Consider the following 23,265-nt stretch of genomic DNA (forward strand, 5'->3'; position numbering starts at 1 on the left):
GAGCGGGCCATGCCCGCGATGAGGAAGCTACATTTCTGCAATCGCTGCCCAAATGTCGCGGGCGCGGCCCGCTCCTACAACCCTTAACTTAATAGCAGTGACACAGCGCGTTGGAACGAGAGTAATTTTAGTGGACGCTGGTTGCTCCAGCTTGGGAATTCGGTGTGGGAAGCTCCAGCTTCCCGTTTCGCGAAGCTAGAGCTTCGTCACCTGGGTTCCCAAGCTGGAGCTTGGGACCCCGCGGAATTTTCTCGTTCCCACGCGCGGCGTGGGCATGCAGTGCTGGACGCGCTGCGTCCCGCATTCGCAAAACGTTGGTCGTAACTCGCGGCGTAGCGCATGGGAACGAGGTATGCCTTCTTCACCACGAAGACACGAAGAAAAACACTTAATTAATTCATTGAAAACTTCGTGTTCTTCGTGTCTTCGTGGTTATTCTTACTGTCGCCGCATTTACCCAATTTTACATTTTGCTAACATTGATTTACCCGTAATTCCGGCATACTGAATCCTTCATATCAAGCCACCACTCCCTCAAATCGCCATGAACAAAACTACGGCTTATTTTCCGGCAATGATCGCCTGTGCAGTTTTCCTGACCGGTTGTTTTTTCCGCCCGTCCCCGCCAACATCGGAAGAGCAGGCTGAAAAGGTCGGACAGTTTATTGCCGAGGGCGGCTACTCTCCCGCGCACAGCTACGCGATCGATTCGATCCGCGAAACTTGGCGGCATGATGGTCAAGCCGTGGAAATTTCAATGCTTGCACCGACCGCTCCGGGCGTTTATCCGCTGATTATTTACCTGCCGGGCTTGGGCGAGCATGCCGATGGCGGCCGACTCTGGCGCGAAACCTGGGCTAAAGCCGGTTACGCGGTTTTCAGCATGCAGCCGCTTGAAATCGGCGAAGCGCTCAAAGAACTGGGGCCAATGCAGGGAATGGGCGACGATGCAGGACCGGCCGGACCTCCCGAAGACGAGCAGGGCCCGCCTGGCGACAACAAATCCATGCCGTCGAAAGCCCTCAGAAACAGCGAGCTGCACTATCTGGGACATGAGTATTTTTCTCAGGAATCCCTGAACAAACGCATCAACCACCTGCTCTGGGCTCACGCTCAACTCAAGCTGAGGTCAAAGTCAGGCAAAGGCTTGTTTGCGGCCGCGGATTTGTCGCGATTGATCATTGCCGGTTACGACCTCGGCGCGCAAACAGCGGCCGCGATGATTGGCGAGAAATCCGGGGCCGATCTGTCCCAAGCGCAAGACTTCAAGCCGCTTGCCGCAATTTTATTCAGTCCATCCGTCGATATGGCGCTCGGTCAGGTCGCGACCCGTTACAAAAATATTTCCATTCCCTTGCTGGTGGTGACCGGCAGCGAGGACGACGATCCTTACGGGATCAGTTCTCCTTATGTGCGCACGGCAATCTGGGAATACGCACCGCTTGGCAATAAATATTTGCTGCTATTAAATAAAGGCAATCATCATCTATTGGCAGGATCTAACTTGAAACATCGGCAAGAGCCGGGCTCACCTCAGGAATCCAGCGGAAAAACCGGCCCCGGCGACGCCATGCCGCGCTTTGGCGGTTCTTTTCAAGGCGGGGGCGGCCCGGCCGGTGGCCCTCCTCCGGGAGGCATGACGGGCAGGTCGCCGCATGGCGGTCGGCAGGACAGCGAACAGGATTTTAAACATATCGCCGCCGTATTCAGCGTATCCGGCGCATTTTTAGACGGCATCGGCAAGTCCGACGCCGTTGCCCAATCGTGGATTTCGGGGAAGCCCAATCACTGGCTGAAGAAGTCGTCAAACCTGAAAATGAAATAGCCTACCGATGAGAGCGACAAAGAAAAATACGCTGTGGTTGCTTGCGCCGCTAATATCGGGATGTTTTATGGTGGGCCCCGATTACCGGCAGCCGCAAACCCAATTACCGGCAAACTGGAGCACTACCGAAATCGGCAGCCCGGCAGCAAAAATGGCCGACATCAGCCGTTGGTGGACCGTTTTCAACGATCCTGTTCTGACGGAACTGATGGGGAAAGCTCAAGCGGGTAATCGGGATTTATATCAGGCTGAGGCCAGATTGCGTGAGGCGCGCGCTCGTCGTCAGTTGGCCAAGGCCAATTTGTTGCCGACATCGTCGTTAACAGCATCGGCCCGCCAAAGCGGCAGCAGCGAGGCTGCCGCTTTGGCACCACCAGCGAGCTGTACAGTAATAGCCTGGATGCCAGTTGGGAAATCGATATTTTCGGCAAAAAGCGGCGCGCCATCGAAGCGGCCGAGGCGACCATGCAGGCGGCACAGGAAGATTTGCGCGACGTTTTAGTCAGTTTGTGCGCGGAAGTGGCGCTTAACTATGTCGATGTGCGCAGCTACCAAACCCGCCTTAAAATTACCGAAGACAACTTGGCCGCACAGAATGAAACCTACGACATTACCCGCTGGCGGTATCAAGCCGGACTGACCACGCAGCTGGATGTCGATCAGGCCAAATTGACAATGGAAAATACCCGCGCCGGTATCCCCAGTTTGCGAAGTACGCTGGAACAGGCCAAGCACCGACTGGCGCTGTTGCTGGGACAACAACCCGACACCCTGAAGCGGTTGCTGGCCGCATCCGCCCGGATTCCCGCCGCCTCTGCCGGGATCGGCGTTGGCATCCCGGCAGACCTGTTGCGCCGACGTCCTGATGTGCGGCGTGCCGAGCGTAAACTGGCCTCGCAAACCGCTCAAATCGGCGTTGCCGAGGCGGCGCGCTATCCCGATTTCACGCTATCAGGCTCTATCGGCCTGGAATCTCTGGCTTACGCCAATCTCTATACCGCCGGGGCCAAGGCCTTTCAAGTCGCCGCAAATGCCGCCTGGACCTTACTCGACGCAGGACGCATCCGCAGTAACATCAACATTCAAAACGCCCTTCAGGAACAGGCGCTGGGTTTGTATCAGTCGACTCTACTGACTGCGCTCCGCGATGTCGAAAATGCGCTGACGGCTTATTCCGAAGAACGTAAGCGCCGCGATGCACTGAACGCGGCTGTGGAGGCAGGCATCAGTGCATTGGCTCTGGCCGACGCGCAGTACATTTCCGGCTTACTCGATTTTCAGCGAGTTCTGGATTCGCAGCGCTCGCTACTGAGCGCGCAAACCCAATTAGCCACCAGCGAGTCTGAAGTCGCCGCCGATATTGTTCGACTTTACAAGGCGCTCGGCGGTGGCTGGCACGCCAACAACAACTCTGAGCAAACCGATCATGAATGATCCAAACAGCCAGGCAACACAACCTATCGCCGAAGTGCTCGGGCTCAATCCGGCAAACAGCCGCTCAAAAAATGGCGGTGGCTTGCCGTTGCGCTCGGCATCACGATCCTGGTCGTCGTCTTCGCATTCAATAGCGGCAATGACCAACAAGCCAGTTATGTCACGCAAGCTGTAACGCGCGGTGATCTGGAGGTTACCGTCAGCGCCACCGGCACTTTGGCGCCGCTCAAGGAAGTCGAAGTCGGCATAGAGGTATCCGGAACCATCAAGTCGGTAGAAGCGGATTATAACGATAGCGTCACGGTCGGCCAGGTGCTGGCGCGTCTGGATACTACCCGGCTTGAGGCGCAGGCCTTGCAATCGCAAGCCGCACTGGAGTCGTCCCGCGCCAAAGTCCAGCAGACTCATGCCAGCTTGCTGGAGGCGGAAGTGAAAATGGCGCGACAGCTGCATGTCCAGCAATTGAGCGGCGGCAAAGTGCCGTCCCTATACGACCTCGACACCGCCAGGGCGACGCTGGCGCGGGCACGCGCCGATGAAGCCGCCGCCAAGGCAGCGGTAGATCAGGCGCAAGCGGCGCTGAATGTCAATCGCACCGACATTACCAAAGCGGTGGTGCGCTCGCCGATCAACGGCGTGGTGTTGAAGCGCTCGGTGGAACCGGGACAGACTGTCGCCTCGCAGTTTCAGGCGCCGGTGCTGTTTACGCTGGCCGAAGATTTAACGCAAATGGAATTACAGGTCGATGTCGATGAGGCGGATGTCGGTTTGGTGCAGCCGGGTCAGAAAGCGTTGTTTACCGTCGATGCCTACGCCGACCGCAGCTTTCCGGCCGAGATTACCCAAGTGCGTTTCGGTTCGGAAACGGTAGACGGGGTGGTAACCTATAAAACCGTGCTGCGGGTCGATAATTCCGCGCTGTCTTTGCGGCCGGGTATGACTGCCACGGCCGTAATTACCGTCGATAAAAAAACCGACGTTTTGTTGGTCGCCAACAGCGTATTGCGCTTTACGCCGCCGGTAACGCCGGGCAAACAAAAGGCTAAAGGCAGTTTCCTGGATTCGCTGCTGCCGCATCCGCCGCGTCAAGAATCGCGTCAAGCGGAGGCCGCAAACAGCAAAACCCAACAGGTTTGGACTCTACGTAACGACGAACTCGCGTCTATCAGCATTACCAAAGGTGCGACTAACGGCATTGTCACCGAAATTGTCGACGGCGCTGTTACAGCCGGTACCGAACTGGTTACCGGACAGGTCAGTAAACCATGATCGCTACGTCTGCCAATGAGAATCCGCAGCCGCTGTTGGAGCTGCAACAAGTCACTAAAGTCTATGGCACCGGCGAAGCAGCTATGCCGGCCTTGCGTGGCGTAAGTTTTCGGATTGAACCAGGCGAATTTGTGGCCGTGATGGGACCGAGTGGCTCGGGCAAGAGTACCTGCATGAATATTTTAGGCTGTATGGATCAACCGACTGCTGGGCGATATTGTTTTCAGAATGTCGATGTCGGCCTGCTGTCGCGCAATCAGCGCACTTTGTTACGCCGTCATTATCTGGGTTTCATCTTTCAGGGCTTCAATCTGCTTAACCGCACCTCGGCGTTGGAGAACGTGGAATTGCCGTTGATTTATCGCGGTATCGACAGCGATGTCCGCCGCGCCGCCGCCTATCAGGCGCTCGATACAGTCGGTCTGAAAGGTTGGGAGCACCACACGCCCGGCGAATTATCCGGCGGGCAACAGCAACGGGTCGCCATTGCTCGCGCTATCGTCACTCAACCTTTGTTGCTGCTGGCCGACGAACCGACCGGTAATCTCGACTCGAAACGCAGTGAGGAAATCATGGAATTGTTGACGACATTTAATCGCGATAGGGGGATTACCATCGTCATGGTTACTCATGAAGCCGACATGGCGGCTTACGCCAAGCGTACCGTGCATTTTCGCGACGGCCTGATCGAAAGCGATCAAAACCAACCCGGAGACAGCTTATGTTAGGCGTTGCCTTACGATTGGCATTGAGGGAAATGCGGCGCAACATCATGCGTTCGGTGCTGACCATGCTGGGCATTATTATCGGCGTTGCCGCGGTGATTGTGCTGGTTACCCTTGGCAGCGGGGCAACCCGGCAGGTGACGCAACAAATCGCCAATCTGGGCAGTAATCTGTTGATGGTTAGCGTCGGCAAGCGCATGGGACCGGGGCAAAGTTCTACGGCCCCGGCCTTCAAATTGGCCGATGCCGAAGCGTTGGCCCGCGAGGTGCCTGCACTGGCCGCAGTGGCGCCGCAAGCATCGTTCGCCTCCACGGCTATTTTCGCCAATGAAAACTGGGGCACGACCGTGACTGGCAGCACCGAACAGTATTTCACGGTCAATAACCGTCAGTTAGCGGAAGGCCGTATTTTTACCGGCAGCGAAGCGCGTTCTGGCGCTGCCGTCTGTGTTATCGGCGAAACCGTGCGCGTCAAGTTGTTCGCAGGACAAAGCCCGCTCGGCGCAAAAATGCGCCTACGGAAACTGTCGTGCGAAATCGTCGGATTACTCAAACCCAAAGGCCAGTCCACTATGGGCAGCGACCAGGACGACATCGTCATTGTGCCGTTGCGCACTTTTCAGCGCCGGATTGCCGGTAATGACGACGTCAGCCTGATCCAGGTATCGGCCAAGGACGACATATCGACGGATGCGGTTAAACAGGAGCTGCAGCGGCTGCTACGAATCCGCCGACATTCGTCGGCGGACGAAGACGATAATTTTAATGTGATGGATATGAAAGAGATCGCCGCCATGCTGTCAGGCACCACACAAATGATGACGGGATTACTTGGAGCTGTAGCGGCGGTGAGTCTGCTGGTCGGCGGTATCGGCATCATGAACATCATGCTGGTGTCGGTTACCGAACGCACTCGCGAAATCGGCATCCGCCTTGCCATCGGCGCGCTGGAAAACGAGATATTGCTACAGTTTCTGGTGGAAGCGGTGGTGCTGTCGTCGTCCGGCGGGTTAATCGGCATTGTGCTGGCGCTGGTTTCTTCCAGTATATTGGCCGCTGTTTTGCAGGTGCCGTTGGTGTTTAATCTACCGGTTATTGCCATCGCATTTATGTTTTCGGCGACGGTCGGTATCGTGTTCGGCTATGTCCCGGCTCGTAAGGCGGCGCGCATGGATCCGATCGAAGCGTTGCGTCACGAGTAGCCCGCAAAGCGGAGGCTGCGGTCATTGCCTGGCAGTTTGATCAACGTTCGAATTGTCCATAATCGCAGCCAACCACTTGATCTTTATCGGTGCCACAAGCCGCCCCCCCCCTTCTCTCTACCCAAATTTTTAAAGACAATTCTCGGCTCGCCTGTCAAAATCGGAAACATTTCCATTGAACAGATTCGTCATCAAACGGAGCACCGTGTGCCATGAAACTCCAACATATCGATATACATAACGCCATTACCGCATTGAGTTGCGCGCTGGATTTAGTCGGCGTTGACGAAGTCAGGCACGGCAAGCGCGTGGCGATCATGGCCAGGGCGATTGCCCGGCACCTGAACTGGCCGGAAGTTGACTGCCTGTCCATTCTTTACGCCGGTATGCTGCATGATTGCGGGGTTTCCAGAGTTCATGAGCACCACCAACTCACGGAAACACTGGAATGGGACGGTGCGGAAGATCACTGCATCCGCGGTTCCGATTATTTGTCTGCCTGTCCGCCGTTGGCGTATTTGTCCGCCGAGATTCGCTACCATCACACCCGCTGGGAAGACCTGCTGGCGTCGCCTGTCGATCATCGCCTTTGCTTGCGCGCCAATCTGCTGTATCTGGCGGATCGCATCGATATGCTGCAAACGCCTTTCCTGAGCACCGGCCATATACTGACCGAGTATCCGGCGATTATCGCGCAAATCAAAACGCTGTCCGGCATCTTGTTTGCGCCGGAACTGGTGGATGCCTTTGCCGAAATCGCCGATGTCGAGGCCTTTTGGCTGGCGATGGAACCCGAATATCTGGATGAAGATTTACGCAGCATCGGTAGCCATATGCCAACGACCCTGCTCGATATTGCTGCGATCAAAGAGCTGGCGCGGCTGTTTTCGCGCGTGGTGGACGCCAAATCCCCGTACACCGATGAGCACTCGCAACGGGTGGCGCATATCGCCCGGCAACTGGCTATGGATTTCGGCATTAAAGGTTACGAACTGGAGCAGGTTGAAATCGCCGGACTGTTGCACGACATCGGCAAATTGCGGGTATCGGAAGACATCATCGACAAACCGAGCAGCCTGACGCCGGAGGAACGGGCCACCATGCACCGCCATAGCTACGACACCTTCCGCATCCTGCAACGGGTGTTTGACGACTCGAAGATTCCGCTATGGGCCGGATTCCACCATGAGACTTTGATCGGCGATGGTTACCCTTTTAAAAACGGCACCAAAGAACTGGACCTGGAATGCCGCATCATTACCGTTGCCGATATTTTCCAGGCCTTAGCGCAAGAACGGCCCTATCGCCATACCATGAGCCTTGACTATATTCTCAACGATTTACAGTCGCGCGTTGCCAGCGGCCATCTCGATGCGGGAGTGGTGGCTAAATTGACTGAAAATGCAGAGCTTTATTACCGGCTGGCTGTGGCTTGATACTTTGACTTTTTGAAAAGAAACGATAAGAAAATACTCGAAATCAGAATGTGAGTTGGATTACGCCCAATGGATGGAGGAGGTAGAACCGCATCTGGAACAGCAATCGAGAATAATGCAGGGCAGTTACCGAGCGGGTAGCGCAACCCAGCCTATGGCGCTGTTCCCCTGCCAACGCTGCTCCGCATAGCGGGAGCAGCGTTGGTTAAGAAACCTTGTTAATTTATGATAAAAATAATTAACAAGGAAGACGAGAAAAAATCAACTAATGTATGTTATGCAACAAATCCAACAAAAAAATCAGGCTGTTGCCGAAAAGCTGACATAAAACCGAATGCAAGCCTGCACATTATTAGCGATTTAACCGGGTCATTGTTATGAATCCGGCATTGCCGCCAGACGGTTCTCCAGTTCGGCGTTGACCAATGCATCGTAATGGCGCTGCAGGATAGAATCGGTAGGACGCGGAAACAGGGCGGATTCGATTTCGCTTTGCAGATGCGTGAGAAAACTCTGCTTGAGAGTCGATCCCTCAGGGACTGTCAGTTCTGAATTCGAGCAGGAATCACTGACGGCATCGGATTGTTGGGGCGCTTTTGGAGAGAACAGCGTGCTGCAACCCAATGGCAAAAAAGCACATGCTGCAATTAAAAGCAAGATCAGGAGCAACAGAGTAACTTCGAACATATCAATACCTCACTATTATTTGGAAAATGTTAAGTACACACATCAGCTGAATGGTGGTGACTCGACCTTTTATGATGAGCAATTAAAATGCCATTTATGGGATAGGTGAAGATTTTGATAAACCGTTAGCCAAGCAGTAAAGTTGGGTTGAAACAGTCTCAACCCAACCCCTACCCTGCCTGGACGAATTAACCGCTGCTTATTATGTATTGCTCAAATTGACTATCAATGCCTGCAATTCGAACTTTGCCGGTGCCTGGTGCGTATGAATCGCGTAAACCTGACGGCTGATTCCAGGCTCGCCTAAATAGCGGTAACTGATGTCGCTTGCCTGTTTGGGCAAGGTATATTCAGGCATTAATGCAACGCCGATACCGGCCTTAACCATCTGCAAAATCCATTCCTCGCTGTTACTCCGGTAAGCGGCGTAAAGATTGATTTCCTGATTTTGACAAATACATTTCAGATCTTCTCTTAACTCACAGTTTAGCCGGTCCAGATAAGGCTCTGACTGTATATCTTTCAGATCGACTTTTTTCAATTGATTAAAACGATGGGTAGTGCTGAATGCGACCACATAACGTTCTTCGTAAAGCAAGATCGATTGATACGGTGGACCCGGCAATTGTGCCGGAGCGCTGATCACGAGATCCAGCAAGCCTGAATCCAGTTGCTGCAATAAACTCGCTTCGCTATCGACGATTAATTCCAATTCGATATTCGGGTATTCTTGCTGATACCACGCCAGACAAGAACTTAGGCGTTGCGCGCCTATCGTCGTCATCAGGCCGATGCGCAAGGGAATGGTATTTAACCGGGTAAAACGAATCGCTTCCGCTTTGGTTGCCTGAAGGTCTCTATAAATCTTGCGCAGATTGGATTCAACCATGCGACCTAACGGCGTTAGCTGGCAACCGGAGCGAGTGCGCGTAAATAATTCCCCGCCCATTTCATCTTCCAGCTTTTTTATGGCCTGTGTCAAAGACGGTTGCGAGACATAAGTGAGTTGCGCCGCGTGTGTGATTGTTCCTTGATCACAGACTGCCAAAAAATAACGAATTTGCTGCATTTCCATGAGAGATGCCCCCTGATATAGAGAAAAGCTATTGTTCCATAGAAAGTCGGTATTATACAAACCTTTATGTTTCAACATAGGATTGCGCTTAATTTTATAAAACGATATCAGAAAGCTATGAAAGCAGTAATCTTAAATAAAACCGGATTGGTCGTTTGAAGTGTTAATGAATCGATATTTACAGCGGCAAAAAGTCCGTCATTTCATCCGCTAAGCTATCCCATCAGAGCAAGAAGCGCGTCCGGAACAATTACTGAGCCATGCATCATATCCATGTCGCCATAAGGTTACTGGCTTGGGTTTCTTGCTAATCAGGTTAACGATTGCATGATCCGCTTTAGTTGACGATTCTGTTTTCGCTAAAATAAACGAGAGGTTTTAAACATGAAAAAAAACACCCTGTTAACCCGCACCTTAGCCGGCAGTTGCCGTGCTTTAGGTTTATTTGGATTATTGGCCGTCGCTTTGCCGTCGGCTGTCTATGCCCATCGCGGGGCGAATAATGAAGTCGATGCCTGCAATATTCTGGTGGGTCATGAGCGGGTACACTTTACCGCCTATACACCGGCATTGAGCAATGACAAAGAGTATTGTCAGACAATTCCGCATCTGGGCTCCACTAATCTGGTATTCGATTATGAAGGCAAAAGCCTGCGTAATTTAACCGTCGAATTTGAAATCACCAAAGAACCGGAAGGAACCCGGGTTTTCTATCTGGAACCAACAAAGATAAAATCGGGCACAGTGAATGGCGTGGTTGATTTCAGTAAATTCGGCGCAGGTAATTATCTGGCTCATGTTGCGATAGTGCATAAAGACAAAAGCATCGATAGCCACATTCCGCTTTCGATAGGTCTTGGGCGAGAAGCTTCAGACTTTTTGCCGATAAAATCGCTATTCATTGTGACACTTATCGCGGCAGTTGCTTACTTAATGAAACGCGCCGCTGGCAAACATCCACCGAGGCCATCCGATGTTTAAAGACTATCTGAACAAACTGAAAACGCCTTCAACTTTCCGAAATAACATTTTTAAATTACTGTTTTTGCTGCCTATTGTTATAACGCTAATAGTTTTTTTTAGCGAAGATAATGACGAGTATTCTCAAATAGGCAGCGCCTTTTATGATGTAAAAAACACCAATCAACAATGTGCCGCCGGTACGCTCGAAGGAGAAGCTGGCGTCGTCAATGGCGAAGCGACGCTTGAAGGCATTAAGTACAATATACGCACGCCATTAAATTATGATGCCACTATCGCCCATCCGTTGCTGGTGGTGTTGTCTCCGGCAGGTTCCAACCGGGCAAAAACCGAGAAAACGACAGCGCTTACGCTGAAAGCGACGACCGCCGGATTTATCGTCGCTTATGCCGATCATCCTGATTTATCGCCTACCTCTACCATCGAACTCGGCACTATTCCCGGCTTGATTGCTAAGCAATGGTGTGTTGATAAAGAACGCATTTTTCTTACCGGCCATTCCGACGGCGGTACTGCTGCGATGGCCTTGGCGTTTATGTCCGGCACCAAGCATATTCCCAAAGCGATTGCACCTAGCGCAGCAGGAATCGATTCTCAGGATTTGCGTGATCACAAATGCCCGGCTCCGCTTCCTGTGATGATCATGCACAGCGTCAACGATCGCTTGTTTCCGAAGTACGGTCAGCAGTCTTCCGGCTGGTGGGCGACGTGCAATCAATGCGAACCTATACCGGAAAAGATTGCCAATGGCTGCATGGCTTATTCCGGTTGTGCTAACGGTGTAAAAACGTGGTATTGCGAAGGCGATAAACCCCATGCGCAGTGGCCGGGTATTAATGATATTTTGCTGGATTTTTTGGCTGCAGGGGGGCGTTAAGCGTTACGGACAACAGCTGAGAATCGCAGCCTTTAAGGCTGGTAATCATCAACATGTCCTACAAAAGAACAGCTACCTAATGAAAAGGAACTAATCGATAACTGGATGCCCGGTAACAAACCATGCCCGCCACAAGCTGATAATGAATTGGCCAGCAAAACCGGCTAATTTAAAGCAGATAAAGTTGATAATAAACCAACAATAACTCATATCAACAAACCTGTTAGACAAGTTTGAGGTGCGCTCATTCGGGGTGGGTTAGCCCACCCCTTTTTTTATATCGATTTTACGAAAATCTATCATGTTCCGTAAACTTTCTATCAAACAATAAGTATTACCTATAGTTATCTGAATGGACTGACCAACGAAACCCAACATTCGCGATCGATGGAATCGTGCTTTCGTGATGAATTAACTGCGCGATCAGGAGCATCAATTCCAAAAACCCCCGCAATTTTAATTGGCCTATCACCCGTTTTACTGTCACTATCGGATAATGCTGTTGGGCATTACTAACTATTGCGCAACATCAGTTAATAAAAGTTTTCCAAATCAATCTTAATGGTTATGAGGACACGATTATGAACATACTTATTACCGGCGGTACCGGATTTATTGGCAGTGCATTGGTTAAGAGCTTGGTCGATCAAGGCCATGCCGTTACGGTGTTAAGCCGCAGTCCCAATAAGATAGCCGAAATATGCGGTCCGGGCGTTAATGCGCTGGGCAGCCTTGCGCAACTTAAAGCGGAAGACAGTTATCAGGTCATCATCAATCTTGCCGGTGCGCCGATTGTCGACGCGCGCTGGAGCGAGGCTCGCAAACAGCTGATCCGGAGCAGTCGTATCGACCTGACTGAGCACTTGATAACCTGCATCGATCGCATGAGCGTTAAACCCGAGCTGTTAATCAGCGGTTCCGCTATCGGCTATTACGGCGACCAGGGGGACACGGTGTTAACCGAGCAATCGACTCCCTATGAAGATTTCTCGGCACAGCTTTGCGCCGATTGGGAAGCTGCCGCAAAACAGACCGAACAATTCGGCGTCAGGGTTTGCCTGATCAGAACCGGCTTGGTCATTGCCGACGGCGGCGGTTTTTTGCAACGGATGTTGCTGCCGTTTCGCTTGGGATTGGGCGGGCGCCTGGGCGACGGGAAGCAATGGATGTCCTGGGTTCACCGTCGGGACTGGATCAATATTGCACAGACGATGATGGCCGATTCAACGATGCAGGGCGCTTATAACGCGACCGCCCCGAATCCTGTCACCAATGCCGAATTCACCCGGATACTGGCGCAATGCCTGAATCGCCCCGCTCTGCTGCCGGTTCCGGCTTGCGTGTTAAAAAGTCTGCTCGGCGAAATGTCAGAGCTGGTCTTGGGCAGTCAGCGCGTGATCCCGGAACGGCTGCTGACGCAGGGTTTCAAGTTTCAGTACGAGGATCTTGCTGCGGCGTTAAATGAGGCGTTATCGCATAAATAAGCCGATTTACAGAGGCGAATTCATAATTCGCCTCTGCGCCGGATCAATCCGCCCTACAACGGTCGCTTCCTTAAACCGGGCCTTGGTTAGTTTGCTCTCGAGGCCATGATCGATAATCGGCGCGGGATAACTGCAGGCACTGTGCTTTTTAGCCCATTGATGAATGGTTTTAGGCGGAAAGGCTTGCAGTTCGGGCAGCCAGCGATAAATGTACCGGCAGTCCTGATCGAATTTAAGTTGCTGGAGCCAGGGATTAAAAATCCTGAAATACGGTTGTGCATCGCAACCGGTCGAGGCCGCCCATTGCCAGTTGCCGTTATTGACGCAGGGATCGTAATCGACCAGATGCCGGGCAAAATAACGCTCGCCCCAGCGCCAGTCGATATGCAGGTCTTTGACCAGAAATGAGGCGGTGATCATGCGCACCCGGTTATGCATGTAACCGGTGGCGTTGAGTTCTCGCATCCCTGCATCCACTATCGGAAAGCCGGTTTTTCCATCGCACCAGGCTTGAAAATAATCGGGATTGTTATCCCAATGCAGGCCGTTAAACCTTTCCAAAAAAGCCTGTCCGAAAACCTGCGGAAAGTGATAAGCGATATGGGTGAAAAAGTCGCGCCAATACAGTTGCCGAATCAGCGGATGTTCGCTGCCGAGCCGTTCGGTAATGGCATAAAATACTTCCCGAACCGAACAGGTACCGAACTTTAAATGTGCGGAAAGTTTGCTGGTCGCATCCAGCGCCGGAAAATCGCGGGTGTTTTGATAATCGGCGTAATCGCCAAGCCTATCCAGTATCGTCAGCGACTGATCACGCCCGCCTTTGATTGCGGGTTCCGTGAGCGATACATTGAGCTGATCGATGGTAAATTCAGAAGCGGCCGCTAAAAAATTATGCCTAACCAAAGCTTCCGGCAAGGCAACCGGAAACTGTTTGGCATTGTTATAAAACGCCGTAAATACTTTATAAGGCGTTTTATCAATTTTTACAGCCTGCTCCGGTTCATTAAGCAGGCTATCGGGGAGCTTATGCAGTGCAATACCCAGCTGTTCGCAAACAGTTGCCAGCTCATCATCACGCCGCCGACTGAAAGGCGTGTAATCGCGATTGATAAACACGGCTTGTACCTGTTGCTGTTGGACCAGCTGCTTTACGACCTGCTCCGGCAGTGCATGATAAAGCGCCAGTTTGCCGCCTACCGACTGCAACTGCCGCTGAAGATCTTGAATGGACTGCAACATAAACTGCAAGCCCGGTTTGCTTTGGTAAGGATGCGGCTCAATCTGCCGGGGATCGAAAATAAAGCAGGGAATCACCTGCCATGAAAGTCGCAAGGCTTCAAGCAAGGCGGTATTGTCTTCAAGACGCAGGTCACGACGGAATATGAACAATGAAGTCGAGTAAGCGGTCATCGAGGCCTTTTTTAAAAACAGCGGAAAAGATATTGAACGAGGATGTTAACCCTTAAACTTTCACTCTATAACATGCGCCTGTTGCAGTTGCGAACGGAGCCTTTCTACCCGTTTGCGATTAACCCCGAAATCGCCGTAACCGGTACGCGAGGCGGAACGGATATGAATTAACCCGGCTTTTGTATCCAGTATCGCGTCTATATCATCGACAAAGCGAAACACCAGACTGGTTGCCTGGGCATGAAGCGTGCCGCCGGCTTCGTCGGTGATCACCGTGCGACTTTGACTGATCAGGGCTGTTTTTAGCGCTGCCCAAGCCTCGTCAACATTACCGGTGATTTTAAACGGCGCAATAACATGCTCGGGGTCTGTAGCCTGGCTTGAAACACAGTTCGGGCTGCTTGGACAAGGGGGTAATTGCTTTTCTGATGCCTGAGTTGCGGTGCTTAGCGTCATAACGATAATATAAAAAATGGTTTTAAACTTCATCAGTGTAACCCTTAAAAAGATTTGTGACATCGGACATTTCTGATGACTGCCTGCCGGAACCGGGATAGCAACACATTTACTTGTCTTTACGATTTAAGTGCAACCTCCTCTGTATACAGCGTAAACCCCGACATTTTGACGGAGAACGTAGCGGCTGCTCACCCGCGCCACCCACCCTAAAACAAGCAGACCAAACGCCGGAAAGAACGGGATTGAGCACCGGGGTTTATTTAGGTTCCATAGCATCATTGTAAACGCTACACCAAGACCGGATGGCACGACTACGCATCATGATCAGCTTTTATACCTCAACAACACCAATATCAAAACAGTGCCCCAGATATTAATCAATAATTCGGATATTTGATATTCCATGCCCACTCCTTAGCTCATCGGCTTGAGTAAATTTCGTTGGAGGTACAAATACGATAATCTGCGGATTCATGTTAGGGGATAATCACGATACGCAGGACGAATAGCACGAAGTCCATAGCTCAAAAAGTAAGTAGATTGATCAATAAAACCACGAGGAACGCAAACGACTGCTCCCGCATTACTATCGATCACTATTCCGGATAGCGATTCTACCTCCCGCTATCCCATGGGGCCCTACCTTCTCCGTAAAGCGCCCTCCATCCTTGGGGGGTGCCGCGCTATCTACATCCTTGCAGGAATCCCTTTGGAGAAAGAGCAACCGTACTTAGGTAGGCACCCCTGCTGTAGAATAGAGAGTTCAATTTCTTCGAGCAATAAGTGCCATTACCTAGCAGAAAAAACCGATACCGGATCAATACCTTACATCGTCGAAGCCTCTTATTTTTTTGAATTTAAGGTTAAGTCTTCTGCCTGCCCCTGCTAAAGCGGAAGACCAAAAATCGATTGAAAAATCCGTCAAAGCCGATAGACTCCTGTACTACCAACGCGATAATGGAATAGACTCCATCCCTCACTCATTCAACACTCATCAAATCCATGAAAAAAATTCCTATCGGCATCAGCGGTTGTTTATTGGGTCAAAATGTCCGTTTTGATGGAGGACACAAGCGCGATTCTTATATCACAGGCACCCTGACTGAATACTTTGAGTTCCATCCCTTCTGCCCGGAAGTAGAAATAGGCCTGGGTACGCCTCGGCCAACCATTCACCTGGTAAAAATTGACAATACAATACGCTGTGTGGGTATTAAAGACCCTGAAATGGATGTAACCGAGCGATTACGCAGCCATGCTGAACATCAAAAAGAGCTGCACGCCGACTTATGCGGTTATATTTTAAAAAAGGATTCGCCCAGTTGCGGCATGGAGAGAGTGAAGGTTTATGCTGGCGCTCAACCGCACAAAGATGGCGTCGGCATTTATGCCGAAGTGATGATGCGCAATAACCCGCTGTTACCGGTAGAGGAAGAAGGCCGACTGGGCGACGCCGGACTGCGCGAGAATTTTATCCAGCGCGTTTATGTGCTCTACCGCTGGAAATTAATGCTGGCAGAGGGATTAACGCCAAACAGCCTGACTAATTTTCATGCGCGTCATAAACTCATCATCATGAGTCATGAAGATTATCGCGACCTGGGGCAACTATTGGCAGGACTCACCAAAACCAATCTTGCCGACGTTGCGGAACAATACATTTTGCAGCTGATGACGACCCTTAAAAAGGTCGCTACCCGCAAGAACCATGTCAATGTCTTGCAACATATTCAAGGCTACTTAAAAAAGACGCTAAGCGCTGACGATAAAGCCGAACTTTGCGAAGTGATTGAACGTTATCGTAATGGCTACGTTCCGTTGATAGTGCCTTTAACCCTGCTTAAACATCATTTCCGTAAAACGCCCGATCCGTACATCGAAGAGTCCTATTACATGTCGCCTTATCCGCAAGAACTGCAACTCATCAATCAATTATAAGCATGGCAAAAATTTTAATTGTCGGCTGCGGCGCGATAGGTTCGGAACTTGCCGGGGTTTTATCGGCCCAAGGTCATGATGTCACCGGGCTAAAACGCAAACCGCCTTTATCCGCGTCCTGCTCTATCGAATATATCGCTGCCGATATAAGCTCATCCGCCGACCTGGCAGATTTGGACACCGATTTTACGCAGGCGTTTTTTATTGTTTCGCCTGACGGGCGCAATGAACAAAGCTATCGCGCTGTTTATGAAACCGGCTTAAATAACCTGCTCGCCAAGCTGCCCGAAACACATTGGCTAATGATCTCGTCCACCAGCGTTTACAGGCAGTCGCAAGGCGAATGGGTCGATGAAGATTCAGTCGCAGAGCCGGACAATATCACCAGCCGGTTGATCAGACAGGCCGAACAAACATTGATGGATTTGAACCCTGCTAATATCGTGGTGCGCTTTTCCGGCATTTACGGGCCGAAGCGAGAATACCTGTTAAGACTGGCGATGCAAGCTCCGGCCATACAGCAAACCCCAGCTTATTTTACCAACCGGATACATCAGCAGGATTGCGTCGGTGTTTTATCTTTTTTACTGGAACAGCGCTTGACGGGAAATAACTTGGCTCAATGCTATCTGGCCAGCGATGATGATCCGGCACCGACCTGGGAAGTAATGACCTGGCTGGCAGATCGCCTGCATTGCCAGCCGCCGACTGTTAAAGCAGTCGATGCGGATGCCGGAATGAATAAGCGCTGTAGCAATACTCGCTTAAAAGCGTTGGGTTATCGGTTTCAATATCCAAGCTATAAAGACGGCTATATGGAATTAATCGCCGCACGGAAATAATTTTTTCACCACGAAGACACGAAGGAGAAGCAATGCAAGACTTCGTGTTCTTCGTGCCTTCGTGGTGTTCTTTTAATTTACGCCCTCATGCACCCGCATACTTCGGATAATCGGTATAACCCTTTTCATCGCCGCCATAAAAAGTCGCCTGATCGGGCGTATTCAGCGACAGGTTTTTTGCGAACCGCTCAGGTAAATCCGGGTTAGCGATAAATAATTTACCAAACGCCACCATGTCTGCATGGTTCTGTTCAATGGCCTTGTCGCCGCGTTCCAAATCGTAACCGTTATTAGCCATATAAAGACCTGCAAAACAGTTTCTTAATGCCACATAATCCAGCTGCCGCTCACCGGTCATCATGTCGCCTTCCAGAACATGCAGATAGGCCAACGGATAGTCGGATAATCTTTTGGCGACAGCATTAAAAGTCTGTTGCGGCTGACTGTCTTCAATATCATTAAAGCTGTTTTCCGGCGACACTCGCACACCGACGCGATGGGCTCCCCAGACAGCGATAGTTGTCTCAACAACTTCAACCAATAAACGCATCCGGTTGGCAATGTCGCCGCCGTAATCGTCTTCCCGACGGTTGCTACCGTCTCTTAAAAACTGATCCAATAAATAACCGTTGGCGGCATGAATCTCCACGCCATCGAAACCGGCTGCTTTGGCATTTTGTGCCGCAGCGGCGTACTCGGCAACAATACCCGGCAACTCGTCGAGGGTTAGCGCATGCGGCGTTTCAAAATCCTGCAAACCCTGATAGGTCATAACCTGACCGGCGGCTTTCAGCGCAGAGGGCGCAACCGGCAAAATATGATCGGGTTGCAGCGATGAATGGGAGATTCTGCCGGTATGCCAGAGCTGGATAAAAATCCGGCCGCCTTCCTGATGAACAGCATCGGTGACACGCTTCCAGCCTGCAACCTGCGCTTCGGAATGAATGCCCGGAGTTCCAGGGTAGCCAATGCCGCTAGCCGATATTTGGCTGCCTTCGCTAATAATCAATCCGGCCCCGGCTCGTTGCCGGTAATATTCAATATTCATGTCCTGAGGCACATTACCCTCGCCCGCCCTGTTGCGCGTCAAAGGCGCCATAATGATCCGGTTGGCTAACGCCAGTTCCCCCAACAATATCGGCGAAAACAGATTGTTTTTATCATTTGTCACTGATGTCATGATGCCCTCGAATTTGAATAACGTAATACAGATAACTTTTAAAACCCAACGACAAACGCTGTAGCCTCACTTATAAAGACCATCTTTATTTTTGTATTAGATCATCAAACTGTATTTTCTGCATGTTTGTAACCTCGTCAAATCTCGCAAGCCCCCAACCTTGAAGCGTCCAGACCTAAGTATCAGTCGTCCCGACTTTGTTAGATTCAGTAACATCAAATTTTTTCTCTTGAAACACTGAACCGCCTTGGTTTCAAGCTGTTTTTTCAGTATTTTTTGTCTGGACAATGGGGTCCACTTTAATTAGAAGTGTCCGGTTTTAAAACCATTTCATTATTCCCTCTGCCAATCCCATAATAAGTAATACCTTGTCTTTTAAGCAGTTCGGGCTGATATAGGTTTCTGCCGTCAAAGATTACTCTGTCTTTCAAGGTATTTTTTATATGGTCAAAATCAGGACTCCAAAAGTTTTTCCATTCTGTTACAACTATTAATGCATCTGCGCCTTGTAATGCCTCATCAGCTGTTTTGACCAAACTCAAACCGGACTTGTTGCCGTAAATTCGTTTTGCTTCATCCATAGCTTCCGGATCAAAGGCTTGAACGCTTGCGCCTGCATTAATTAATGCTTCCAATATGATGCGACTTGGCGCTTCCCTCATATCATCCGTTTTAGGCTTAAATGCCAGCCCCCAAAGTGCAAAAACTTTTTCTTTAACATCGCCGTTATAATGTTGCAGCACTTTATTAATAATGACCTGTTTTTGGCGGTCATTAACATTTTCGACTGCATTAAGTAATTCCGCCTTATAGCCAACCTGTTTTGCAGTACGCTCCAGAGCTTTAACGTCTTTAGGAAAACAAGAACCACCGTAACCACAGCCTGGATAGATAAATGAATAACCTATGCGTGAATCAGAGCCTATGCCGGTTCTGACATGTTCGATATCTGCGCCTAACAATTCGGCTAGATTGGCAAGTTCATTCATAAAACTAATTTTGGTTGCCAGCATTGCATTAGCCGCATACTTAGTGAGTTCGGCTGAACGAATATCCATGACGATGACTCTATCGTGATTACGATTAAATGGCGCATAAAGCGCTTTTAATAATTCTGCCGTTCTTGGATTATCCGTTCCCACAATAATTCTGTCAGGCTTCATAAAGTCAGTAATCGCAGCACCTTCTTTTAGAAACTCAGGATTTGAGACCACATCAAAATCAACATTAACACCACACTCTTTCTGGACTTGAAGCATGACCTCCTTCACTTTATCGGCAGTGCCGACAGGTACCGTCGACTTATCAATGACAATACGATATTCGGTCATATTTTCAGCAATCGATTTAGCGACAGCTAAAACATATTGTAAGTCTGCCGCACCATCTTCATCCGGAGGAGTTCCCACAGCGATAAACTGAAAAACGCCGTGACTGACTGCTTCTTGTATATCGGTGGTGAATCTTATCCGGCCGGCTTGCTGATTTTCTATGACCAACGCTTCTAAACCAGGCTCATAAATTGGGATAATGCCTTTTTTTAAGTTGTCGATTTTTTCTTGATCGACATCGATGCAAACCACATCATTCCCAGCCTCGGCTAAACAAACGCCTGTGACCAAGCCTACATAGCCGGAACCAAATACCGTTACTTTCATTACTACGTCCTTAAATTTTAATTGATTGAGAAAAGATTTTAGATTGACTCCTGAGGCATACCTCAGAAAATAACCTTATAAAACAACAAACTGTTTGATATTTTGCGGCATCAATATCTGCAACATAGCCGGAAAGTCGTCATGCCGGCAGGGATGCCAGTATCCAGTCACATGGATATGAAGCTTTAAAATACAACCCGCGTTCATTAAGCGCCTGACAAGTCACAAAGTTACCGTCCCCTTCGACTACGCTCAGGACAGGCATGGCACTGGGTTCCGGCATAACCCACAGGGATGTGGGGAATGCAGATATTGCAGGAGCAAATATCTGTCCCTGCCGGAACGACGAACTTGGAAAATTCGTGGGCATACCTCAGGATTGACTCTAATTTTTGGATATTCTGAAACCTGGAGCGATTGCGCCCTATGGTCCAAGTCAGGATCATGAGCCATTGCCTTGTTTCGAAACATATCTTATTTCCTTGCGTTGATAAAAACCGCCTTGATAGCCCATTGGGATGGCATTTCAAAAAATCGCCAGCAAAAATAGCAGCACGGAATAAATAACATTAAAAAAACATACCCTGCAGTCGGAGTAAATACGCCAATCTTTGCGCCCCAAAAAACCACGGACAAACCGGAGAATAAAACAATAGATGGCGTTTGCAAAAGATAGACAGAGTAAGATATATCGCCGATAAATTGAGCGATTGCTTTAGTCTTGCCGACAACGTTAGAGTTAACGCTAACGATAAGAATCACTGGAAAAACAAGCGTGATAATGACGAGGTCGTAAATCCATCCCAAGTCGAATTGCAGCGTAAAAACAAACAAAATCGCCATCGAAACCAGCCAAAAGGCTGAAACCCTAAATCGCTCGAATACTCTGCCGCTAAAAATCACTAATCCGAGAATAAAGGAGTAAAACACCCGTGCAAAACCGTAAATAAAGTTTTGGCTCGACCAGCCAACGTCCAGACCGTGGTTTGAAAATGCACTCCAAAACAAAGCGCACCACGAAACCAACAGTACAATAAGCAAATATTTATTTAGCAATCTACGAAAAAAAACAAAATAAACAATATTAATCATCAACTCAAAAAATATTGACCAAGCCGCACCATTAAAAATATAGAGCCTGTCAATCGAATAAGGCTGAAAAAAACTGGGCAGCATTAAAGCGTTAAAAGCCACCGATCCAATGAGAGGAAGCGTATCAAGATAGTGAAAGTCTTGATACAGCTTTGCCCCCATCACAAAAAAACCAATGGATACTGAGGCCGCTAACAGGGGCCATAAGCGCGCTAACCGGGCGATTAAAAACTGCCTGAATAATATTTTAGGTCTGGCCTCTAATGAATAATTAGCCGCAATCACAAAGCCACTAAGAGCAAAGAAAAAATCCACGCATAAATAGGCTTTTGGCAGAATGACTCCTCTGGCATCAAAAAGAAAGTCCGTGTGATAAAGAAGGACGCAAATTGCCGCAACGCCCCTCAATAGGTCCAGTGACGCATAATGTGGAGCTGCTTTATTGACACCTCCCAGCGGTTTATTCATTTCGTGTTGAATTAAAATATTACTCATAACGGCCCTAAAAATATTTAATGAAACAGTAGTAACAGACTAGAATCATTCAATTTTTTCACTGCAATCTTTGGCGAATTTGTTGCATCTGGGGCCGGTCAACACCATTAATCGGCTCTAGCGACAGCACATAGGCATCTGACCACCACATTCCGCCGGCCCAATAAAACCAACCCAAACAATTCTGGTCAGCCACATCCAAAAATTTATCCAGCGCCAGCAGCCACCTTGGATCATTCCCAGGTACGCCCCACTCGCCGATCACACCACGCTGCCCATATTTTGCGAGCCAATCGATAAAAGGTTGCAAACGCTTTTCTACCAGCAGCGGCAAATTAACGGTATCATCAAGAGAGGTCAAATAACGGCCGGAGTAATCAGCATCAAAATAGACATGGGCTTCGTATACCACCAGCCCGCTGGGATCGGTAACAAAAGGGGTGGGATTAACGCTAGGCCAGCGGTGAGCATTACTCCAGCCATCACCTGCCACATAAATATAATGGGAGGGGTCGATCATCCTGACGCCATCGACACCGGCTTGAGCCACCTGGTGCCAACGCCCCCCGGTATCGTGAGGCTCATTCATCAGTCCATAGGCAAGTAATGCACGGTGATTGCCCACTGCCTGCGCCAGCCGTTTCCACACGTCGCGAAATGCCTTCGCTGGAACAGCCTCTGTACCGACAATATTTCCACGGTAACGGCCATAGTTATGTAAATCCAGCAGCACATGCTGATTCTGCAAGGATGCATCGTCCAGAAACTTGATGATCAGGGCCAGATAGGCTGGGTCCAGTGCGCCGTACAGCACAGGCTGGAGCCGCTCCCAAATGAAAGGCAAACGAATCGCGTTAAACCTGGCTTCGTCGTAATACTGAATCTTGGCCGCCGTGGGAAATCTGTAATCGTAGTTTACTTTGCCTGGAATCCGGCCGGGGCCAAACTCGGCGCCTGCCAGATTGATACCACGCTCCGGCAATGCGCATTCCGCAGCCATGGCTGCTGTAGAACAGAGCCAATAAGCCTGGATTAGAATAAATATGATCACTTTGAACATGTCACTAACTCCCGAATAAATTCGTTATATTTAATTAAGGTAAGGCATACTATTTTTTAGATGTCATCTATTCATCGGGCAACTCCCAGACCTGATTTAACAGCTCATTCAGAAGTAACTGACAAGGTCGCTA

At 50.0% G+C, this 23,265-nt stretch carries 21 protein-coding genes; 13 read left to right on the forward strand and 8 right to left on the reverse strand.

The genetic code is table 11. From position 1 onward, the window contains the following. The first annotated feature begins 544 nt into the window (after window positions 1–544). The 8 genes from Q8L79_RS05270 to Q8L79_RS05305 all read left to right on the forward strand — a co-directional run bounded on the left by Q8L79_RS05270 (window position 545) and on the right by Q8L79_RS05305 (window position 7,891). Entirely contained in the window at window positions 545–1,825 is a 1,281-nt protein-coding gene (locus tag Q8L79_RS05270) for a hypothetical protein (RefSeq protein WP_305268617.1), read from the forward strand. Between the two features lie 67 nt (window positions 1,826–1,892). Next, window positions 1,893–2,327, forward strand: coding sequence for a TolC family protein (locus tag Q8L79_RS05275; RefSeq protein WP_305268619.1), 435 nt, complete (start codon window positions 1,893–1,895; stop codon window positions 2,325–2,327). Beyond that, entirely contained in the window at window positions 2,246–3,259 is a 1,014-nt protein-coding gene (locus Q8L79_RS05280; protein ID WP_305268990.1) for an efflux transporter outer membrane subunit, read from the forward strand. The genes Q8L79_RS05275 and Q8L79_RS05280 overlap by 82 nt, the downstream gene beginning before the upstream one ends. Next, the gene (locus Q8L79_RS05285; protein WP_305268620.1) at window positions 3,252–3,434 is read left to right on the forward strand and encodes a hypothetical protein; all 183 of its coding nucleotides are present in this window, start codon (window positions 3,252–3,254) and stop codon (window positions 3,432–3,434) included. Before Q8L79_RS05280 ends, Q8L79_RS05285 begins: the two co-directional genes overlap by 8 nt. Window positions 3,435–3,475: 41 nt before the next feature. Further along, window positions 3,476–4,528, forward strand: a complete 1,053-nt coding sequence (locus Q8L79_RS05290; RefSeq protein WP_305268622.1) for an efflux RND transporter periplasmic adaptor subunit — start codon at window positions 3,476–3,478, stop codon at window positions 4,526–4,528. Beyond that, the gene (locus Q8L79_RS05295) at window positions 4,525–5,256 is read left to right on the forward strand and encodes an ABC transporter ATP-binding protein (RefSeq protein WP_305268623.1); all 732 of its coding nucleotides are present in this window, start codon (window positions 4,525–4,527) and stop codon (window positions 5,254–5,256) included. Before Q8L79_RS05290 ends, Q8L79_RS05295 begins: the two co-directional genes overlap by 4 nt. Further along, window positions 5,250–6,455: an ABC transporter permease gene (locus Q8L79_RS05300; RefSeq protein ID WP_305268625.1), complete on the forward strand. Its 1,206-nt coding sequence runs from the start codon at window positions 5,250–5,252 to the stop codon at window positions 6,453–6,455. The genes Q8L79_RS05295 and Q8L79_RS05300 overlap by 7 nt, the downstream gene beginning before the upstream one ends. Before the next feature lie 212 nt (window positions 6,456–6,667). Then, window positions 6,668–7,891: an HD-GYP domain-containing protein gene (locus tag Q8L79_RS05305; protein ID WP_305268627.1), complete on the forward strand. Its 1,224-nt coding sequence runs from the start codon at window positions 6,668–6,670 to the stop codon at window positions 7,889–7,891. Between the two features lie 375 nt (window positions 7,892–8,266). Here Q8L79_RS05305 and Q8L79_RS05310 read toward each other — a convergent pair whose 3' ends face one another. Both Q8L79_RS05310 and Q8L79_RS05315 read right to left on the reverse strand, forming a co-directional pair. After that, window positions 8,267–8,578 (reverse strand): hypothetical protein, encoded by a 312-nt coding sequence (locus Q8L79_RS05310; RefSeq protein WP_305268628.1) that lies wholly within the window; start codon window positions 8,576–8,578, stop codon window positions 8,267–8,269. A 202-nt stretch (window positions 8,579–8,780) separates the two neighbouring features. Then, window positions 8,781–9,653: a LysR family transcriptional regulator gene (locus Q8L79_RS05315; protein ID WP_305268629.1), complete on the reverse strand. Its 873-nt coding sequence runs from the start codon at window positions 9,651–9,653 to the stop codon at window positions 8,781–8,783. Between the two features lie 384 nt (window positions 9,654–10,037). Between Q8L79_RS05315 and Q8L79_RS05320 the strand changes: the two genes are divergently transcribed. The 3 genes from Q8L79_RS05320 (at window position 10,038) to Q8L79_RS05330 (ending at window position 12,995) form a co-directional block, all read left to right on the forward strand. Beyond that, window positions 10,038–10,634, forward strand: a complete 597-nt coding sequence (locus Q8L79_RS05320; RefSeq protein ID WP_305268630.1) for a hypothetical protein — start codon at window positions 10,038–10,040, stop codon at window positions 10,632–10,634. After that, the gene (locus Q8L79_RS05325; protein ID WP_305268631.1) at window positions 10,627–11,511 is read left to right on the forward strand and encodes a poly(3-hydroxybutyrate) depolymerase; all 885 of its coding nucleotides are present in this window, start codon (window positions 10,627–10,629) and stop codon (window positions 11,509–11,511) included. Before Q8L79_RS05320 ends, Q8L79_RS05325 begins: the two co-directional genes overlap by 8 nt. A 581-nt stretch (window positions 11,512–12,092) precedes the next feature. Continuing rightward, on the forward strand, window positions 12,093–12,995 hold the full coding sequence (locus Q8L79_RS05330) for a TIGR01777 family oxidoreductase (protein WP_305268633.1): 903 nt from the start codon (window positions 12,093–12,095) through the stop codon (window positions 12,993–12,995). A 6-nt stretch (window positions 12,996–13,001) separates the two neighbouring features. Here the strand turns inward: Q8L79_RS05330 and Q8L79_RS05335 are convergent, their stop codons facing one another. Together Q8L79_RS05335 and Q8L79_RS05340 are read right to left on the reverse strand one after the other, a co-directional pair. Continuing rightward, on the reverse strand, window positions 13,002–14,408 hold the full coding sequence (locus tag Q8L79_RS05335; RefSeq protein WP_305268635.1) for a deoxyribodipyrimidine photo-lyase: 1,407 nt from the start codon (window positions 14,406–14,408) through the stop codon (window positions 13,002–13,004). A gap of 60 nt (window positions 14,409–14,468) precedes the next feature. Then, window positions 14,469–14,897 (reverse strand): DUF1499 domain-containing protein, encoded by a 429-nt coding sequence (locus Q8L79_RS05340; RefSeq protein ID WP_305268638.1) that lies wholly within the window; start codon window positions 14,895–14,897, stop codon window positions 14,469–14,471. A 972-nt stretch (window positions 14,898–15,869) separates the two neighbouring features. Between Q8L79_RS05340 and Q8L79_RS05345 the strand changes: the two genes are divergently transcribed. Both Q8L79_RS05345 and Q8L79_RS05350 read left to right on the forward strand, forming a co-directional pair. Then, complete coding sequence (locus Q8L79_RS05345) at window positions 15,870–16,805, forward strand: DUF523 and DUF1722 domain-containing protein (RefSeq protein ID WP_305268640.1); 936 nt, start codon at window positions 15,870–15,872, stop codon at window positions 16,803–16,805. 2 nt (window positions 16,806–16,807) lie between these two features. Then, complete coding sequence (locus Q8L79_RS05350; RefSeq protein WP_305268642.1) at window positions 16,808–17,647, forward strand: 2-dehydropantoate 2-reductase N-terminal domain-containing protein; 840 nt, start codon at window positions 16,808–16,810, stop codon at window positions 17,645–17,647. 85 nt (window positions 17,648–17,732) lie between these two features. On the opposite strand, the gene Q8L79_RS05355 is transcribed toward Q8L79_RS05350, so the two are convergent. From Q8L79_RS05355 to Q8L79_RS05370, 4 genes are all read right to left on the reverse strand, one after another. Next, window positions 17,733–18,827 (reverse strand): alkene reductase, encoded by a 1,095-nt coding sequence (locus tag Q8L79_RS05355; RefSeq protein WP_305268645.1) that lies wholly within the window; start codon window positions 18,825–18,827, stop codon window positions 17,733–17,735. 299 nt (window positions 18,828–19,126) lie between these two features. Continuing rightward, window positions 19,127–20,485, reverse strand: coding sequence for a UDP-glucose/GDP-mannose dehydrogenase family protein (locus Q8L79_RS05360; protein WP_305268648.1), 1,359 nt, complete (start codon window positions 20,483–20,485; stop codon window positions 19,127–19,129). Window positions 20,486–20,959: 474 nt separating this feature from the next. Beyond that, window positions 20,960–22,072 (reverse strand): acyltransferase, encoded by a 1,113-nt coding sequence (locus Q8L79_RS05365; protein ID WP_305268650.1) that lies wholly within the window; start codon window positions 22,070–22,072, stop codon window positions 20,960–20,962. 58 nt (window positions 22,073–22,130) lie between these two features. Continuing rightward, the gene (locus Q8L79_RS05370) at window positions 22,131–23,132 is read right to left on the reverse strand and encodes a glycoside hydrolase family 5 protein (protein ID WP_305268653.1); all 1,002 of its coding nucleotides are present in this window, start codon (window positions 23,130–23,132) and stop codon (window positions 22,131–22,133) included. Window positions 23,133–23,265 lie beyond the last annotated feature (133 nt).

The sequence above is a fragment of the Methylobacter sp. genome (assembly GCF_030680395.1).
In the GTDB taxonomy this organism is placed as follows: domain Bacteria; phylum Pseudomonadota; class Gammaproteobacteria; order Methylococcales; family Methylomonadaceae; genus Methylobacter_A.

What these genes read in the sequence shown, in the direction of transcription:
- Q8L79_RS05270 (WP_305268617.1), top strand. Translation starts at nt 545, where the DNA reads ATGAACAAAACTACGGCTTATTTTCCGGCAATGATCGCCTGTGCAGTT.
- Q8L79_RS05275 (WP_305268619.1), top strand. Translation starts at nt 1,893, where the DNA reads ATGGTGGGCCCCGATTACCGGCAGCCGCAAACCCAATTACCGGCAAAC.
- Q8L79_RS05285 (WP_305268620.1), top strand. Translation starts at nt 3,252, where the DNA reads ATGAATGATCCAAACAGCCAGGCAACACAACCTATCGCCGAAGTGCTC.
- Q8L79_RS05295 (WP_305268623.1), top strand. Translation starts at nt 4,525, where the DNA reads ATGATCGCTACGTCTGCCAATGAGAATCCGCAGCCGCTGTTGGAGCTG.
- Q8L79_RS05300 (WP_305268625.1), top strand. Translation starts at nt 5,250, where the DNA reads ATGTTAGGCGTTGCCTTACGATTGGCATTGAGGGAAATGCGGCGCAAC.
- Q8L79_RS05305 (WP_305268627.1), top strand. Translation starts at nt 6,668, where the DNA reads ATGAAACTCCAACATATCGATATACATAACGCCATTACCGCATTGAGT.
- Q8L79_RS05310 (WP_305268628.1), bottom strand. Translation starts at nt 8,578, where the DNA reads ATGTTCGAAGTTACTCTGTTGCTCCTGATCTTGCTTTTAATTGCAGCA.
- Q8L79_RS05315 (WP_305268629.1), bottom strand. Translation starts at nt 9,653, where the DNA reads ATGGAAATGCAGCAAATTCGTTATTTTTTGGCAGTCTGTGATCAAGGA.
- Q8L79_RS05320 (WP_305268630.1), top strand. Translation starts at nt 10,038, where the DNA reads ATGAAAAAAAACACCCTGTTAACCCGCACCTTAGCCGGCAGTTGCCGT.
- Q8L79_RS05325 (WP_305268631.1), top strand. Translation starts at nt 10,627, where the DNA reads ATGTTTAAAGACTATCTGAACAAACTGAAAACGCCTTCAACTTTCCGA.
- Q8L79_RS05330 (WP_305268633.1), top strand. Translation starts at nt 12,093, where the DNA reads ATGAACATACTTATTACCGGCGGTACCGGATTTATTGGCAGTGCATTG.
- Q8L79_RS05335 (WP_305268635.1), bottom strand. Translation starts at nt 14,408, where the DNA reads ATGACCGCTTACTCGACTTCATTGTTCATATTCCGTCGTGACCTGCGT.
- Q8L79_RS05340 (WP_305268638.1), bottom strand. Translation starts at nt 14,897, where the DNA reads ATGAAGTTTAAAACCATTTTTTATATTATCGTTATGACGCTAAGCACC.
- Q8L79_RS05345 (WP_305268640.1), top strand. Translation starts at nt 15,870, where the DNA reads ATGAAAAAAATTCCTATCGGCATCAGCGGTTGTTTATTGGGTCAAAAT.
- Q8L79_RS05350 (WP_305268642.1), top strand. Translation starts at nt 16,808, where the DNA reads ATGGCAAAAATTTTAATTGTCGGCTGCGGCGCGATAGGTTCGGAACTT.
- Q8L79_RS05355 (WP_305268645.1), bottom strand. Translation starts at nt 18,827, where the DNA reads ATGACATCAGTGACAAATGATAAAAACAATCTGTTTTCGCCGATATTG.
- Q8L79_RS05360 (WP_305268648.1), bottom strand. Translation starts at nt 20,485, where the DNA reads ATGAAAGTAACGGTATTTGGTTCCGGCTATGTAGGCTTGGTCACAGGC.
- Q8L79_RS05365 (WP_305268650.1), bottom strand. Translation starts at nt 22,072, where the DNA reads ATGAGTAATATTTTAATTCAACACGAAATGAATAAACCGCTGGGAGGT.
- Q8L79_RS05370 (WP_305268653.1), bottom strand. Translation starts at nt 23,132, where the DNA reads ATGTTCAAAGTGATCATATTTATTCTAATCCAGGCTTATTGGCTCTGT.